Below are 15,865 nucleotides of genomic sequence, written 5' to 3'. Positions count from 1 at the left end.
CAGAGAAGCGGAGATTCGATGAGCAAGCTGCGCGTGGCCGTCCTGGGAGCCAAGGGGCGCATCGGCTCCGAGGCCGTCCGGGCCGTCGAGGCCGCCGACGACATGGAGCTGGTCGCGGCCCTGGGCCGCGGCGACAAGCTGGAGACGCTGGTCGAGACCGGCGCCCAGGTCGCGGTCGAACTCACCACCCCCGACGCGGTGATGGACAACCTCGACTTCTGTCTGCGGCACGGCATCCACGGCGTGGTCGGCACCACCGGCTGGACCGAGGAGCGCCTCGCGCGCCTGCACACCTGGCTCGACGCCGCCCCCGGCGCGGGCGTGCTGATCGCCCCGAACTTCTCCATCGGTGCGGTCCTCACCATGCGGTTCGCGCAGCAGGCCGCCCGCTTCTTCGAGTCCGCCGAGATCGTCGAGCTGCACCACCCGAACAAGGCGGACGCGCCGTCCGGCACCGCCGCCCGCACCGCCCGGCTGATCGCCGAGGCCCGCGCGGCGGCCGGTTGCCCGCCCCAGCCGGACGCCACCAGCACCGCGCTGGACGGCGCCCGCGGCGCGGACGTGGACGGCGTCCCGGTCCACTCGGTCCGGCTGCGCGGTCTCCTGGCGCACCAGGAGGTGCTGCTCGGCGGGGTGGGCGAGACCCTCACCATCCGCCACGACTCCCTCCACCACAGCAGCTTCATGCCGGGCATCCTGCTCGGCGTGCGCCGCGTGGTGTCCGCTCCGGGCCTGACCATGGGCCTGGAGAACTTCCTCGATCTGGACTGACCATGGGCGGAAAGATCACCTACGTCTTCCTCGCCACCGTGCTGGTGCTCGTCTTCGGCGTGGTGGCGATGGAGGGCGTGCTCCTCCTGCTGACCGGCGAACCGGCGGCGATGGGCATGGGCGCGGTGGCCTTCGTGCTGCCGTTCCTGGGCGGCTGGTTCCTGTGGGCCAACACCCGCTTCGCCCGCGACGCGAACCGGCTGGCCCACGAACTGGCGGCGGAGGGCGGCCTGCCCGACGAGGACCTCGCGCGCACCCCCGGCGGCCGGATCGACCGGGACGCGGCGGACGCGGCCTTCGCCCGTCGCCAGGCCGAGACCGAGGAGGCCCCCGGCGACTGGCGCACCTGGTTCCGGCTCGCCGTCGCCTACCGGGACGCCCGGGACACCCCCCGCGCCCGCAAGGCCATGCAACGCGCCATCGCCCTGCACGACGGCCGCCCGCTCCCCGGCGACCACCACCCCGCCCGCACCACCTAACCCCCCACCCCGCAAACCCCGACCGCCCGGCCCCGTACACAACTGCCGTACGGGGCCGGGCGGTTGACGTTGCGGTTGCCTGGGTGAGTGCGGTGACCGGGAGGGTGGGGGTCGCCTAGCGGCACTCGGCCGCCCACGCCTCCAACGCGTCGACGGCGCCCTCGAACGCCTCCGCGCGGCCGAGGAAGTCCCCGTTGTGGTCGGTCACCAGCACGCGCAGCGGCGCGCCGGACGCCCGGTCCACGCGCAGGGCCTGGCCCTGCACCGTCCGCGGCAACCCCAGCCAGCGCACCGGCTGTTGGACGGTGCGGACCGCGGTGACCGCGGACCACGGCAGGGTCGTGGTGCGCAGCAGGTTCACCTGTCGCAGCCCCTGGGCGCTCACCCAGATCCCGACCCGCACCAGCCGCAGCGCCAGCACGATCACCAGCAGTCCGACCGCCGCGCACACCGCAGCCCCGACCGGCGCCCCGGCCAGCGCGATGATCAGCGCCGAGAGCAGCACGAACGAGGCGAGCAGCAGAAACACGGCCGCCGTCCCCACCCGCCACGGTCCGGGGCGGTAGGGACGGCGCCAATCGTCGGGGTCGAGATCCGACGGGGGTACGGGATCCGCGCGGCCGTCGGCCTGGAGGGCGTGGTCGGCCGTCAGGAAGGGCAGGGGCACGGCTGGTCCTCACTCGGGGCTGGTCAGCACGCGGGGCATGCCGACGGAAGCTGTGAGCGGTGAGGCTATCGGGAGCGGCGGGGCGGAACCACCCGGTGGCCCGCCCCGCCCGCCCGGTCAGCGGTGCGCGGCCTCGGACTGGTGCACCCCGGTCGCGCCGGAGGTGTCCTGTTGGAGGGCGGGCAGGCCGAACAGCAGGGAACCTGTCAGCCCGCCTACCACGGTGAGGGTGATCAGGAACTGGCCGACGAGCTGCGTACGCGAAGGACGCGGACGCGGCGGGGGAGTGATATTGCTGCGGAACCGGTCTGCCTCGGCAACGAAGGCGAACGGGACGGGCTCTCGCCGGCGGAACATGAGGGGGCTCTCCTTGGAACCTCGAAGTGGGCACTGTCACAGGTAGAGACGTCTGAGGCGTCCGTTTGGTGCCCGTTTTCCGTTACTTCTGTGAAAAATATCAACCGCCGCCCGCAGCCCCGCAGTCGGGGTCAACGTTTGCCCGTTTTGCCGCTAACACGGCATCAGTCGTCATTTCCTCGACTGTCAGTGGCGGGCCGTAGGCTTGGCGCGCACGAGGATCGAACGGAAGGAACCGCCGGTGTCCCACACCCCCGACAGCGCTGAGAGCGCCCCCGTCAGCTTCCGCAGCGAGGTGACGGTCGAGCTGGTCAAGCACAGCGCAGCAGACAGCGACGTGCTGTGGGCGGCCCGGGTCTCGACGGCCGGCGAGCAGTCCCTCGACGAGCTGACCAAGGACCCGGAGCGCTCCAAGGGCCTGATCAACTTCCTGATGCGGGACCGGCACGGCAGCCCGTTCGAGCACAACTCCATGACGTTCTTCATCAGCGCCCCGATCTTCGTCTTCCGCGAGTTCATGCGCCACCGCGTCGGTTGGTCGTACAACGAGGAGTCCGGTCGCTACCGCCAGCTTGAGCCGGTCTTCTACGTCCCCGGTGAGTCCCGCAAGCTGGTCCAGCAGGGCCGCCCCGGCAAGTACGAGTTCGTCGAGGGCACCGCGGCGCAGTCCGAGCTCACCGGCCGCGCGATGGAGGACTCCTACCGCCAGGCGTACGCCGCGTACCAGGAGATGCTCGCCGCCGGCGTGGCCCGCGAGGTGGCCCGCGCGGTCCTCCCGGTCGGCCTCTACTCCTCGATGTACGCCACCTGCAACGCCCGCTCCCTGATGCACTTCCTCGGTCTGCGCACCCAGCACGAGCTGGCGAAGGTCCCGTCCTTCCCGCAGCGCGAGATCGAGATGGTGGGCGAGCAGATGGAGGCCCACTGGGCGAAGCTGATGCCCCTGACCTATGCCGCCTTCAATGCGAACGGCCGCATTGCCCCGTAGGGACTCCGCCCCCGCGGAGCACGCCGCTGCCGGCACGGCGAACGGGACGCCGGGCACCGGAATACCCGTCCGAAGTGTCCGGATTGCGGCATTTTGAGAAGTTCATTTACGCTGAACAAACGGACCCGGCACTGCTTGAACCCCCGAGCAGGCAGTGCCGGAGTCCACCTCCCCGCTCCCCAGAGGAGCACCCCGCGGCGCCCTACGAGTAGCGTGGGACCCATGGCTCCGACTTCCACACCGCAGACCCCCTTCGGGCGGGTGCTGACCGCCATGGTCACGCCGTTCACGGCGGATGGCGCTCTCGATCTCGACGGCGCGCAGCGGCTCGCCGCCCACCTGGTGGACGCCGGCAACGACGGTCTCGTCGTCAACGGCACCACCGGAGAGTCCCCGACCACCAGCGATGCGGAGAAAGCCCAACTGGTCCGCGCCGTGGTCGAAGCCGTCGGCGACCGGGCCTTCGTCGTGGCCGGAGCCGGCACCAACGACACCCGGCACAGTCTCGAACTGGCCCGCGCCGCCCAGGACGCCGGCGCGCACGGCCTGCTCGCGGTGACGCCGTACTACAGCAAGCCCCCGCAGGAGGGCCTGCTGCGCCACTTCACCGCGATCGCGGACGCCACCGACCTGCCCGTGATGCTCTACGACATCCCCGGCCGCAGCGGCGTCCCGATCAACACCGACACCATGGTGCGGCTCGCCGAGCACCCCCGGATCGTCGCCAACAAGGACGCCAAGGGCGACCTCGGCCGCGCTAGCTGGGCCATCGCCCGCTCCGGCCTCGCCTGGTACAGCGGCGACGACATGCTCAACCTCCCGCTGCTCTCGGTCGGCGCGGTCGGCTTCGTCTCCGTGGTCGGTCACGTCGTCACGCCGGAGCTGCGCGCCCTCCTCGACGCCCACCTCAACGGTGACGTCACCAAGGCGACGGAGATCCACCAGAAGCTGCTGCCCGTCTTCACCGGCATGTTCCGGACCCAGGGCGTGATCACGACCAAGGCGGCGCTCGCCCTGCAGGGCCTGCCCAGCGGCCCGCTCCGGCTGCCCCTGGTCGACCTCTCGCCCGAGGAGACCGAACAGCTCAAGCGCGATCTCGCCGCCGGCGGGGTACAGCTCTAGAACACAGACTTCACAACTGAATACGGACCAACAAACGCCCTATAGCAAGTGCACGAATGTCATGCGCGCCACGTGCCTCGACGGCATCGTGGCGTGCGTGGTGAGGAGAGTCTTTTGAGTCATCCGCACCCCGAGCTCGGCGCCCCGCCGAAGCTCCCCGAGGGTGGCCTGCGCGTCACCCCGCTCGGCGGCCTGGGCGAGATCGGCCGCAACATGACGGTCTTCGAGTACGGCGGCCGGCTGTTGATCGTCGACTGCGGAGTGCTCTTCCCCGAGGAGGAGCAGCCCGGAATCGACCTGATCCTGCCGGACTTCACGTCCGTCAGGGACCGCCTCGACGACATCGACGGCATCGTGCTCACGCACGGCCACGAGGACCACATCGGCGGCGTCCCCTACCTCCTCCGCGAGAAGCCGGACATCCCGCTGATCGGCTCCAAGCTGACCCTCGCCCTCATCGAGGCCAAGCTCCAGGAGCACCGGATCCGCCCGTACACGCTGGAGGTCGCCGAGGGCGACCGCGAGCGGCTGGGCCCCTTCGAGTGCCAGTTCATCGCCGTCAACCACTCCATCCCGGACGCGCTCGCGGTCGCCATCCGCACCCCCGCGGGCATGGCGGTGCACACCGGCGACTTCAAGATGGACCAGCTCCCGCTGGACCGCCGGCTGACCGACCTCCCGGCCTTCGCCAAGCTGGGCGAGGAGGGCATCGACCTCCTCCTCACCGACTCCACCAACGCCGAGGTCCCGGGCTTCGTCCCGCCGGAGCGCGACATCTCCAACGTGCTGCGCCAGGTGTTCGCGAGCGCCAACAAGCGCATCATCGTCGCCAGCTTCGCCAGCCATGTGCACCGCATCCAGCAGATCCTGGACGCGGCCCACGAGTACGGCCGCCGGGTCGCCTTCGTCGGCCGCTCGATGGTCCGCAACATGGGCATCGCCCGCGAACTGGGCTATCTCAAGGTCCCCGCGGGCCTGGTCGTCGACGTCAAGACCCTCGACGACCTCCCGGACGACGAGGTCGTGCTGGTCTGCACCGGCTCCCAGGGCGAGCCGATGGCCGCCCTCTCCCGGATGGCCAACCGTGACCACCAGATCCGCATCGTCCAGGGCGACACGGTGATCCTGGCGTCGTCGCTGATCCCCGGCAACGAGAACGCGGTCTACCGCGTGATCAACGGCCTCAGCCGCTGGGGCGCGAACGTGGTTCACAAGGGCAACGCCAAGGTCCACGTCTCGGGCCACGCCTCGGCCGGCGAACTGCTGTACTTCTACAACATCTGCAAGCCGAGGAACCTCATGCCGGTCCACGGCGAATGGCGCCACCTCCGCGCCAACGCCGAGCTGGGCGCCCTCACGGGCATTCCCAAGGACCGCATCGTGATCGCCGAGGACGGCGTGGTCGTCGACCTGGTCGACGGCATCGCCAAGATCAGCGGCAAGGTCCAGGCCGGCTATGTCTACGTCGACGGCCTCTCGGTCGGCGATGTCACCGAGACCCATCTCAAGGATCGCCGCATCCTGGGCGACGAGGGCATCATCTCGATCTTCGTCGTCGTGGACAGCAGCACCGGCAAGACGGTGGGCGGACCCAACGTCCACGGCCGCGGCTCGGGCATCGACGACAGCGACTTCCAGGGCGTCCTCCCCAAGATCGACGAGGCGCTGGCCAAGGCGGCCCAGGACGGCATCGCCGAACCCCACCAGCTCCAGCAGCTGATCCGCCGCTCCGTCGGCAAGTGGGTGTCGGACAACTACCGTCGCCGCCCGATGATCCTTCCCGTGGTCGTCGAGGTCTGACGACCCGTACGAAGGTCCTCAAGTAGGAGCGGGGCACCCGGATTTGCATCCAGGCGCCCCGCTCCAGTACGTTTGCGGTTCCGCCTGAACGGGAAGCGCCACACGCCTGTGCGTACGGACGCCTCCCCGTGGACGCGGAGAATTCCGACCAGAGCAATCTGATAAAGTCGGAAAAGCCGAAAGGCAAGCCCCTTCGACGGGCAATTCAGAGCGAAATTCGAACCAGCCGCTCAGCGGCCGGAAACGAAGGAAGATCTGATAAAGTCGGAAAGGCCGAAAAGCGAAAGCGAAGCGGTCGAACCCCGCTCCAACAGGGGGCCGGAGACGGAAACGGATCTGGTAAGGTTGGAACCGCGAAGAAGCCGAAAGGTCGAATCGCACCGGCGAAAATCAGGGCCGAAAGGATCTGATAGAGTCGGAGACGCAAGACCGAAGGGAAGCGCCCGGAGGAAGCCCGCGAGGGCAGGCCGAAGGAAGCGTCCGTTCCTTGAGAACTCAACAGCGTGCCAAAAGTCAACGCCAGATATGTTGATACCCCGTTCCCCACATCGTGGGGGATGAGGTTCCTTTGAAAAGTCCTTCCAAGTTTCTTGGGAGGCGCACACAGCGAGGACGCTGTGAACCACGGGGATTATTCCTCCTTGTGGTTCCGCTCAACGCGAGTGTCTCACCGGCGGTTTTTAGTTAAACGCAGTCGGGTAAAGCATTCACGGAGAGTTTGATCCTGGCTCAGGACGAACGCTGGCGGCGTGCTTAACACATGCAAGTCGAACGATGAACCTCTTTCGGGAGGGGATTAGTGGCGAACGGGTGAGTAACACGTGGGCAATCTGCCCTTCACTCTGGGACAAGCCCTGGAAACGGGGTCTAATACCGGATATGACACGGGATCGCATGGTTTCGTGTGGAAAGCTCCGGCGGTGAAGGATGAGCCCGCGGCCTATCAGCTTGTTGGTGGGGTGATGGCCTACCAAGGCGACGACGGGTAGCCGGCCTGAGAGGGCGACCGGCCACACTGGGACTGAGACACGGCCCAGACTCCTACGGGAGGCAGCAGTGGGGAATATTGCACAATGGGCGAAAGCCTGATGCAGCGACGCCGCGTGAGGGATGACGGCCTTCGGGTTGTAAACCTCTTTCAGCAGGGAAGAAGCGAGAGTGACGGTACCTGCAGAAGAAGCGCCGGCTAACTACGTGCCAGCAGCCGCGGTAATACGTAGGGCGCAAGCGTTGTCCGGAATTATTGGGCGTAAAGAGCTCGTAGGCGGCTTGTCGCGTCGGATGTGAAAGCCCGGGGCTTAACCCCGGGTCTGCATTCGATACGGGCAGGCTAGAGTTCGGTAGGGGAGATCGGAATTCCTGGTGTAGCGGTGAAATGCGCAGATATCAGGAGGAACACCGGTGGCGAAGGCGGATCTCTGGGCCGATACTGACGCTGAGGAGCGAAAGCGTGGGGAGCGAACAGGATTAGATACCCTGGTAGTCCACGCCGTAAACGTTGGGAACTAGGTGTGGGCGACATTCCACGTCGTCCGTGCCGCAGCTAACGCATTAAGTTCCCCGCCTGGGGAGTACGGCCGCAAGGCTAAAACTCAAAGGAATTGACGGGGGCCCGCACAAGCAGCGGAGCATGTGGCTTAATTCGACGCAACGCGAAGAACCTTACCAAGGCTTGACATACACCGGAAACGGCCAGAGATGGTCGCCCCCTTGTGGTCGGTGTACAGGTGGTGCATGGCTGTCGTCAGCTCGTGTCGTGAGATGTTGGGTTAAGTCCCGCAACGAGCGCAACCCTTGTTCTGTGTTGCCAGCATGCCTTTCGGGGTGATGGGGACTCACAGGAGACTGCCGGGGTCAACTCGGAGGAAGGTGGGGACGACGTCAAGTCATCATGCCCCTTATGTCTTGGGCTGCACACGTGCTACAATGGCCGGTACAATGAGCTGCGATGCCGTGAGGTGGAGCGAATCTCAAAAAGCCGGTCTCAGTTCGGATTGGGGTCTGCAACTCGACCCCATGAAGTCGGAGTTGCTAGTAATCGCAGATCAGCATTGCTGCGGTGAATACGTTCCCGGGCCTTGTACACACCGCCCGTCACGTCACGAAAGTCGGTAACACCCGAAGCCGGTGGCCCAACCCCTTGTGGGAGGGAATCGTCGAAGGTGGGACTGGCGATTGGGACGAAGTCGTAACAAGGTAGCCGTACCGGAAGGTGCGGCTGGATCACCTCCTTTCTAAGGAGCACTTCTTACCAAGTTTTGTGCTTGGTCAGGGGCCAGTACATCGGCGAGTGTCTGATGCTGGTTGCTCATGGGTGGAACGTTGACTATTCGGCACGATCGGTTTGGGACTGTTAGTACTGCTTCGGCGTGGAACGCGGGGTCTTGGCTGGTTGTGTTGGGCGCGCTGTTGGGTGTCTGAGGGTGCGAGCGTTGCTCGTCCTTCGGTGTGCCGGTCCCGGTGTAGGTCTGCTTGGTGCAGGTTGTGACGGGTGGCTGGTCGTTGTTTGAGAACTGCACAGTGGACGCGAGCATCTGTGGCCAAGTTTTTAAGGGCGCACGGTGGATGCCTTGGCACCAGGAACCGATGAAGGACGTGGGAGGCCGCGATAGGCCCCGGGGAGCTGTCAACCGAGCTTTGATCCGGGGGTGTCCGAATGGGGAAACCCGGCAGTCGTCATGGGCTGTCACCCGCTGCTGAACACATAGGCAGTGTGGAGGGAACGCGGGGAAGTGAAACATCTCAGTACCCGCAGGAAGAGAAAACAACCGTGATTCCGGGAGTAGTGGCGAGCGAAACTGGATGAGGCTAAACCGTATTGGTGTGATACCCGGCAGGGGTTGCCAGTGCGGGGTTGTGGGAGCTTTCTTGATCGGTCTGCCGGCCGGTCGGTGAGTCAGAAACCGTTGATGTAGGCGAAGGACATGCGAAAGGTCCGGCGTAGAGGGTAAGACCCCCGTAGCTGAAACGTCAGCGGCTTGCTTGAGAGCCACCCAAGTAGCACGGGGCCCGAGAAATCCCGTGTGAATCTGGCGGGACCACCCGTTAAGCCTAAATATTCCCTGGTGACCGATAGCGGATAGTACCGTGAGGGAATGGTGAAAAGTACCGCGGGAGCGGAGTGAAATAGTACCTGAAACCGTGTGCCTACAAGCCGTGGGAGCGTCGCGCAGAGACTTTGTTTCTGCGTCGTGACTGCGTGCCTTTTGAAGAATGAGCCTGCGAGTTAGCGGTGTGTAGCGAGGTTAACCCGTGTGGGGAAGCCGTAGCGAAAGCGAGTCCGAAGAGGGCGTTGAGTTGCACGCTCTAGACCCGAAGCGGAGTGATCTAGCCATGGGCAGGTTGAAGCGGAGGTAAGACTTCGTGGAGGACCGAACCCACCAGGGTTGAAAACCTGGGGGATGACCTGTGGTTAGGGGTGAAAGGCCAATCAAACTCCGTGATAGCTGGTTCTCCCCGAAATGCATTTAGGTGCAGCGTCGTGTGTTTCTTGCCGGAGGTAGAGCACTGGATAGGCGATGGGCCCTACCGGGTTACTGACCTTAGCCAAACTCCGAATGCCGGTAAGTGAGAGCGCGGCAGTGAGACTGTGGGGGATAAGCTCCATGGTCGAGAGGGAAACAGCCCAGAGCATCGACTAAGGCCCCTAAGCGTGTGCTAAGTGGGAAAGGATGTGGAGTCGCAGAGACAACCAGGAGGTTGGCTTAGAAGCAGCCATCCTTGAAAGAGTGCGTAATAGCTCACTGGTCAAGTGATTCTGCGCCGACAATGTAGCGGGGCTCAAGTACACCGCCGAAGTCGTGTCATTGCCATGAGAGCCCTAACGGGTGTGGTGATGGGTAGGGGAGCGTCGTGTGCCGGGTGAAGCAGCCGTGGAAACGAGTTGTGGACGGTTCACGAGTGAGAATGCAGGCATGAGTAGCGATACAAGAGTGGGAAACTCTTGCGCCGATTGACTAAGGGTTCCTGGGTCAAGCTGATCTGCCCAGGGTAAGTCGGGACCTAAGGCGAGGCCGACAGGCGTAGTCGATGGACAACCGGTTGATATTCCGGTACCCGCTTTGGAGCGCCCAATACTGAATCAGGCGATGCTAAGTCCGTGAAGCCGCCCTGGAGCCTTCGGGCAAAGGGGAGTGGTGGAGCCGACGGACCAGACTTGTAGTAGGTAAGCGATGGGGTGACGCAGGAAGGTAGTCCAGCCCGGGCGGTGGTTGTCCCGGGGTAAGGGTGTAGGCCGTGTGGTAGGTAAATCCGTCACATGTTAAGGCTGAGACCTGATGCCGAGCCGATTGTGGTGAAGTGGATGATCCTATGCTGTCGAGAAAAGCCTCTAGCGAGCTTCATGGCGGCCCGTACCCTAAACCGACTCAGGTGGTCAGGTAGAGAATACCGAGGCGTTCGGGTGAACTATGGTTAAGGAACTCGGCAAAATGCCCCCGTAACTTCGGGAGAAGGGGGGCCATTTCTGGTGATGACATTTTCTGTCTGAGCTGGGGGTGGCCGCAGAGACCAGCGAGAAGCGACTGTTTACTAAAAACACAGGTCCGTGCGAAGCCGTAAGGCGATGTATACGGACTGACGCCTGCCCGGTGCTGGAACGTTAAGGGGACCGGTTAGTCTGGATTCGTTCAGGCGAAGCTGAGAACTTAAGCGCCAGTAAACGGCGGTGGTAACTATAACCATCCTAAGGTAGCGAAATTCCTTGTCGGGTAAGTTCCGACCTGCACGAATGGCGTAACGACTTCTCGACTGTCTCAACCATAGGCCCGGTGAAATTGCATTACGAGTAAAGATGCTCGTTTCGCGCAGCAGGACGGAAAGACCCCGGGACCTTTACTATAGCTTGATATTGGTGTTCGGTTCGGCTTGTGTAGGATAGGTGGGAGACTGTGAAGCGCCAACGCCAGTTGGTGTGGAGTCGTTGTTGAAATACCACTCTGGTCGTGCTGGATGTCTAACCTGGGTCCGTGATCCGGATCAGGGACAGTGTCTGGTGGGTAGTTTAACTGGGGCGGTTGCCTCCTAAAGGGTAACGGAGGCGCCCAAAGGTTCCCTCAGCCTGGTTGGTAATCAGGTGTTGAGTGTAAGTGCACAAGGGAGCTTGACTGTGAGACTGACGGGTCGAGCAGGTACGAAAGTAGGGACTAGTGATCCGGCGGTGGCTTGTGGAAGCGCCGTCGCTCAACGGATAAAAGGTACCCCGGGGATAACAGGCTGATCTTCCCCAAGAGTCCATATCGACGGGATGGTTTGGCACCTCGATGTCGGCTCGTCGCATCCTGGGGCTGGAGTCGGTCCCAAGGGTTGGGCTGTTCGCCCATTAAAGCGGTACGCGAGCTGGGTTTAGAACGTCGTGAGACAGTTCGGTCCCTATCCGCTGCGCGCGTAGGAGTCTTGAGAAGGGCTGTCCCTAGTACGAGAGGACCGGGACGGACGGACCTCTGGTGTGCCAGTTGTTCTGCCAAGGGCATGGCTGGTTGGCTACGTTCGGAAAGGATAACCGCTGAAAGCATCTAAGCGGGAAGCCTGCTTCGAGATGAGGGCTCCCTCCCACTTGATGGGGTAAGGCTCCCAGTAGATGACTGGGTTGATAGGCCAGATATGGAAGCATCGTAAGGTGTGGAGTTGACTGGTACTAATAGGCCGAGGGCTTGTCCTCAGTTGCTCGCGTCCACTGTGTTGGTTCTGAAGCCACGAACAGACCAACGGTTGTTCTAAGTTTCATAGTGTTTCGGTGGTTTTAGCGTTAGGGAAACGCCCGGTTACATTTCGAACCCGGAAGCTAAGCCTTTCAGCGCCGATGGTACTGCAGGGGGGACCCTGTGGGAGAGTAGGACGCCGCCGAACTCCTTTTATGGCTCCGGCCCTTGAACCTCTTTTGGTTCAGGGGCCGGAGCTTTTTTGTTTGTGTTGTCAGGTGTTGGTCGTAACTTCACGTTCAACTGACCTGGACATGCTCCGCGGCATGGGGACAGTGGGAACGCTCAGGTCGGCCGGTGTCCGCGCTGGTGACGAGGTGGTGGTGCCGGCCTTCGGCAGTGTCGAAGTCGCCCAGGCCGTGGTGGAGTTGGGGGCGGTGCCGGTGTTCGCTGACGTGGACGGCGACAGTTACTGCCTGGACCCGGCCGCGGTGGCGGATGCGGTGAGCCGTCGGACCGCCGCCGTGGTGGCGGTGCACCGGTTCGGGCGGCCCGCGGACGTGGCGTGGATCCGTGAAGTGGGCCAGCGGCACGGGCTGTTGGTGCTGGTCGAGGACGAGCCGGGGGCGCGGCCTGAGGAGGCCGAACTGCGGCGGGAGCACGCCGGGTATCTGGACGGGCGGTTGACCGGCGTGCGGACGCCGGCGCCGGCGTCCGGGCACACCTACGAGAAGTACGTGGTGCGGGTGCCGGGGAACGGGCGGCCGGACCGGGACGCGTTCGCACGGGCCCTGCGGGCCAAGGGAGTTGCCTGCCGGGTGCCGGTGCAGGCGCCGGTGTACCGGGTGCCGGGGCTGCGGCAGGACGTCTTTCTCCCGGAGACCGAGCGGGCCGTTGACGAGACGTTGGCGCTGCCGTTGGACGCGGGGATGACGCGGCGTTCGGTGCAGCGGATGGCGGGCGCCTGCAATGCGTTGGGCGGATTGCTGCAACCGGCGCTCTAGGCCCGCTCTCCGGGCGGTTGTTGAGGGGGCGTTGAGGTGGGCGCAGGGCCGGTTCGGAATTACCCCGAGAGTGGGGTAGTATTTATCTCGTTGCCGGCCCCAATAGCTCAGTCGGCAGAGCGTCTCCATGGTAAGGAGAAGGTCTACGGTTCGATTCCGTATTGGGGCTCTGTTAAGGGAAAGTCCTCCACCGATTGGTGGGGGACTTTTTCGTTGTGTGGGGAGGCGTGGGTAAAGAGATTGCCCCCGCCGGGAGTTCGGCGGGGGCTGGGGGAAAGCGGGCTAGGCGGCGGGGACTTCGGGGACGCGCAGGGCGAGGATGGCCATGTCGTCGGAGGCCGGTTCGGCGGCGAAGCGTTCCACGGCGCGCAGGACGCGGGCGGCGACCGCGCCGGCCGTGAGGCCCGTACACGTCGTCAGGACGTCGGTGAGGCCGTCGTCGCCGAGCATGCGGGTGCCCTCGCGGCGTTCGGTGACGCCGTCGGTGACGCACAGCAGGACGTCGCCGGGGTCGAGGGTGACGGTCTGTTCGTAGAGTTCGAGGTCGTCCATGACGCCGAGCAACGGCTGTGGTTCGGCGGCCGGTTCGACGGTGCCGTCCTGGCGGAGGCGGAGCGGGAGGGGGTGGCCGGCACAGACGACCTTGAGGAGGGCGCTGCCGTCCTCCTGGGGCCAGAGTTCGCCGTAGAGGAGCGTCAGGAAGCGGCTGCGGGCGCCCTCGTCGAGGATGGCGGCGTTGAGCCGCTCCAGGACGGCGGGGCCGCCGAAGCCCTCGCGGGCGAGCAGGCGGAGGGCGTGCCGGGCCAGGCCCGTGACGGCGGCGGCCTCCGGGCCGGTGCCGCAGACGTCCCCGATGGCGAAGCCGTAGGCGCCGTTGCGGATCGGGAAGAGGTCGTAGAAGTCGCCGCCGACCTCGTTGCCCTCGCCGGCGGCGCGGTAGATGACCTCGGTCTCGACGCCGGGGATGTCGGGGAGTTCCGGGGGCAGCAGGCTGCGCTGGAGGGACTGGCTGATGGCGGTGCGCTCGCTGTAGAGGCGGGCGTTGTCCAGCGCGAGGGCGGCCCGGCGGGAGAGGTCCTCGGCGAGTTCGAGGATCTCCTGGCGGAAGTGCTCCTCGGTGGGCTTGCCGAGGGTGAGCATGCCGATGACGCGGTTGCGGGCGACGAGGGGGAGGACGACGGTCTCGCCGCCGACGGCGGAGGCGGTGGCGAGGGTGGCGCCGGGCCCCTTGGAGGGGCGGGCGGACTCCTCCAGCCCGAGGCTGCGCAACGAGGTGCGCAGGGCCGCGTCGTGGGCGGCGTCGGCGGGGGCGGTCCAGACGCGGGCGCCGGGGGTGGGGTCGGGCTCCGGTGGATCGACCTTCTTCAGCAGGGTCTTGAGGCCGTCGATGCGGTCCTCGTCCTCGTGGAGGACGTAGGAGAGTTCGGGTTCCGATGCCTGGTCGGCGACGGTGTAGACGGCGCACCAGGTGGCGAGGGTGGGGACCGTCATCTGGGCCATGAGGGCCAGGGTTTGGTCGCGGTCGAGGGTGCCGGCAAGGAGGTCGGACGCCTCGACGAGGAAGGAGAGGGAGCCGCGGCGGAGCTTCTCCAGCTCGGTGAGGCGGGCCCGTTCGACGGCGAGGGCGATGCGGTCGGCGGCGAACTGGAGGCGCAGCGCCTCCTCGTTGGTATACCGGGCGGCGCTCTCCGCCGCGACGCCGAGGGAGCCGGTGAGCCGGCCCTCGACCTTGAGCGGGACGGTGACGACCGAGCGCATGCCGGTGCCGGCGAGGAGCGGGACGGCGCCGGGGACGGCGGTGAGGTCCTCGTGGACGGCGGGCATGCGGGCGGAGCCGTAGCGGCCGGAGCCGGCCTCGACGGGGACCCGGGCGAAGCGCTGGCGGGCGGAGGGCAGGCCGGTGGAGGCGCGGACCTCCAACTCGGTCTCGTCGTCGGTGGCCAGCAGGAGGTAGGCGGCGTCGCCGTCGAGCATGTCGCGGGCGCGTTCGACGGTGCGTTGGAGCAGGCCGTCGAGGTCGTCGGGGGCGGGGGAGCCGATGAAGACCTCGAACGGGTCGGTGGGGCGGCCCTCGGAGGGGGCGTTGCCGTCGGTGGACGGGGGGCGGCCGGGGCTCTGGAGGATGGCGCGCTCGTGGTCGCGGACCAGGAGGCAGACGGTGGACGCCTCGCCGTCGGCGTCGCGGACGCGGAGGTGGGAGGCGTAGACGGGAACGACCCGGCCGTCGGCTCCCCTTATGCCGTAGGAGCCCTCCCAACGGGAGAGCAGGAGCGCCTCGGCGATGCCGGTGCCGGTGCCGGGGGTGTGCGGCCAGGCGGCGAAGTCGGTGAGGGGCTTGCCGATGACCTGCTCGGGCTCGTAGCCGAAGAGGTCGGCCGCGTCCTCGTTCCAGAACGTGACGCAGCCACTGCGGTCGATCTGCACCACCGCGACCCGGACCCGGGCGTCGGTGACGGGCAGGGCGTCAACGGGGAGGGCGGGGCCCGCCGAGCGGGTGCCGGCCGGGCGTTCGGGGAGGTCGAGGTGGAACCAGACGTGTTTTTGGGCGGTGGTGTACTCCACGCCCCAACGGGCGGCCAGCGCGCCGCACAGCAGCAGGCCCCGGCCGCCCTCGCGGTCGGGGTGGACCATGGCCGGGCCGGTGCTCTGGAGGGGGATCTCGCGCTCGGGGTAGCGGTCGGCGACGGAGATCCGGATGCCGTTGTCGGTGCGCAGGCAGAGCACGTCGGCGGCGGTGCCGGCGTGCACCACGGCATTGGTGACCAGTTCGCTGGTGAGGACGACGGCGTCGTCGACGATGTCGGCGTAGCCCCAACCCTGGAGGGTGTCGCGGACGAAGGCACGGGCAGTGGCGACCGAGCGCCCGACCGGCTCGAAGGTGGCGGCGGCCCGCGCGGTGATCACTGGTCTCCTCATGCGTGTGTCGGTGATCTGCTCCCCCATGATCGCGGTGCCCCTCCGAATACCTGTCGTGCTCGCACCCGCCCGTGCGGAATGACCGGGGCGGGTGGACAGCCGTATGCCAGGTTACTTACCTT

9 protein-coding genes, 1 tRNA gene and 3 rRNA genes are annotated in these 15,865 nt (G+C 66.0%); 10 read left to right on the top strand and 3 right to left on the bottom strand.

Annotation, left to right across the window (positions count from 1 at the left end; all coding sequences use genetic code 11):
* Window positions 1-18: 18 nt before the first annotated feature.
* Together dapB and PV796_RS11790 are read left to right on the top strand one after the other, a co-directional pair.
* Window positions 19-771 (top strand): 4-hydroxy-tetrahydrodipicolinate reductase, encoded by a 753-nt coding sequence (gene dapB / locus PV796_RS11795; protein WP_274912902.1) that lies wholly within the window; start codon window positions 19-21, stop codon window positions 769-771.
* 2 nt (window positions 772-773) lie between these two features.
* Window positions 774-1,250: a tetratricopeptide repeat protein gene (locus PV796_RS11790; RefSeq protein ID WP_274912901.1), complete on the top strand. Its 477-nt coding sequence runs from the start codon at window positions 774-776 to the stop codon at window positions 1,248-1,250.
* A gap of 115 nt (window positions 1,251-1,365) precedes the next feature.
* Here the strand turns inward: PV796_RS11790 and PV796_RS11785 are convergent, their stop codons facing one another.
* Both PV796_RS11785 and PV796_RS11780 read right to left on the bottom strand, forming a co-directional pair.
* Window positions 1,366-1,917: a PH domain-containing protein gene (locus tag PV796_RS11785; RefSeq protein WP_274912900.1), complete on the bottom strand. Its 552-nt coding sequence runs from the start codon at window positions 1,915-1,917 to the stop codon at window positions 1,366-1,368.
* 117 nt (window positions 1,918-2,034) lie between these two features.
* Window positions 2,035-2,274, bottom strand: a complete 240-nt coding sequence (locus PV796_RS11780) for a hypothetical protein (RefSeq protein ID WP_274912899.1) — start codon at window positions 2,272-2,274, stop codon at window positions 2,035-2,037.
* Window positions 2,275-2,515: 241 nt separating this feature from the next.
* Between PV796_RS11780 and thyX the strand changes: the two genes are divergently transcribed.
* The 8 genes from thyX (at window position 2,516) to PV796_RS11740 (ending at window position 12,996) form a co-directional block, all read left to right on the top strand.
* Window positions 2,516-3,262, top strand: coding sequence for an FAD-dependent thymidylate synthase (thyX, locus tag PV796_RS11775; protein ID WP_274912898.1), 747 nt, complete (start codon window positions 2,516-2,518; stop codon window positions 3,260-3,262).
* Between the two features lie 222 nt (window positions 3,263-3,484).
* A complete protein-coding gene (dapA, locus tag PV796_RS11770; RefSeq protein ID WP_274912897.1) occupies window positions 3,485-4,384 on the top strand; it encodes a 4-hydroxy-tetrahydrodipicolinate synthase in 900 nt (299 codons plus the stop codon).
* Window positions 4,385-4,498: 114 nt separating this feature from the next.
* Window positions 4,499-6,184 (top strand): ribonuclease J, encoded by a 1,686-nt coding sequence (locus PV796_RS11765; RefSeq protein ID WP_274912896.1) that lies wholly within the window; start codon window positions 4,499-4,501, stop codon window positions 6,182-6,184.
* 706 nt (window positions 6,185-6,890) lie between these two features.
* Window positions 6,891-8,418, top strand: a 16S ribosomal RNA gene (locus tag PV796_RS11760).
* A 304-nt stretch (window positions 8,419-8,722) separates the two neighbouring features.
* Window positions 8,723-11,843: ribosomal RNA gene (locus PV796_RS11755) — 23S ribosomal RNA — on the top strand.
* Window positions 11,844-11,914: 71 nt separating this feature from the next.
* Window positions 11,915-12,031, top strand: a 5S ribosomal RNA gene (gene rrf, locus PV796_RS11750).
* Together the 16S, 23S and 5S rRNA genes form the textbook arrangement of a ribosomal RNA operon.
* Before the next feature lie 118 nt (window positions 12,032-12,149).
* Entirely contained in the window at window positions 12,150-12,827 is a 678-nt protein-coding gene (locus PV796_RS11745) for a DegT/DnrJ/EryC1/StrS family aminotransferase (protein ID WP_274912895.1), read from the top strand.
* A 96-nt stretch (window positions 12,828-12,923) separates the two neighbouring features.
* Window positions 12,924-12,996: transfer RNA gene (locus PV796_RS11740), tRNA-Thr, on the top strand.
* A 113-nt stretch (window positions 12,997-13,109) separates the two neighbouring features.
* Here the strand turns inward: PV796_RS11740 and PV796_RS11735 are convergent.
* Complete coding sequence (locus tag PV796_RS11735) at window positions 13,110-15,731, bottom strand: SpoIIE family protein phosphatase (protein ID WP_376568479.1); 2,622 nt, start codon at window positions 15,729-15,731, stop codon at window positions 13,110-13,112.
* Window positions 15,732-15,865: the final 134 nt, after the last annotated feature.

The sequence above is a fragment of the Streptomyces sp. WZ-12 genome, from assembly GCF_028898845.1.
Taxonomy (GTDB): Bacteria; Actinomycetota; Actinomycetes; order Streptomycetales; family Streptomycetaceae; genus Streptomyces.
Note: the sequence above shows the minus strand (reverse complement) of the source record. Positions and strands in the feature narration are given on the sequence as shown.

Coding starts and splice junctions, on each gene's coding strand:
- dapB (WP_274912902.1), top strand. CDS start 19: ATGAGCAAGCTGCGCGTGGCCGTCCTGGGAGCCAAGGGGCGCATCGGC.
- dapA (WP_274912897.1), top strand. CDS start 3,485: ATGGCTCCGACTTCCACACCGCAGACCCCCTTCGGGCGGGTGCTGACC.
- PV796_RS11745 (WP_274912895.1), top strand. CDS start 12,150: ATGGGGACAGTGGGAACGCTCAGGTCGGCCGGTGTCCGCGCTGGTGAC.
- PV796_RS11780 (WP_274912899.1), bottom strand. CDS start 2,274: ATGTTCCGCCGGCGAGAGCCCGTCCCGTTCGCCTTCGTTGCCGAGGCA.
- PV796_RS11790 (WP_274912901.1), top strand. CDS start 774: ATGGGCGGAAAGATCACCTACGTCTTCCTCGCCACCGTGCTGGTGCTC.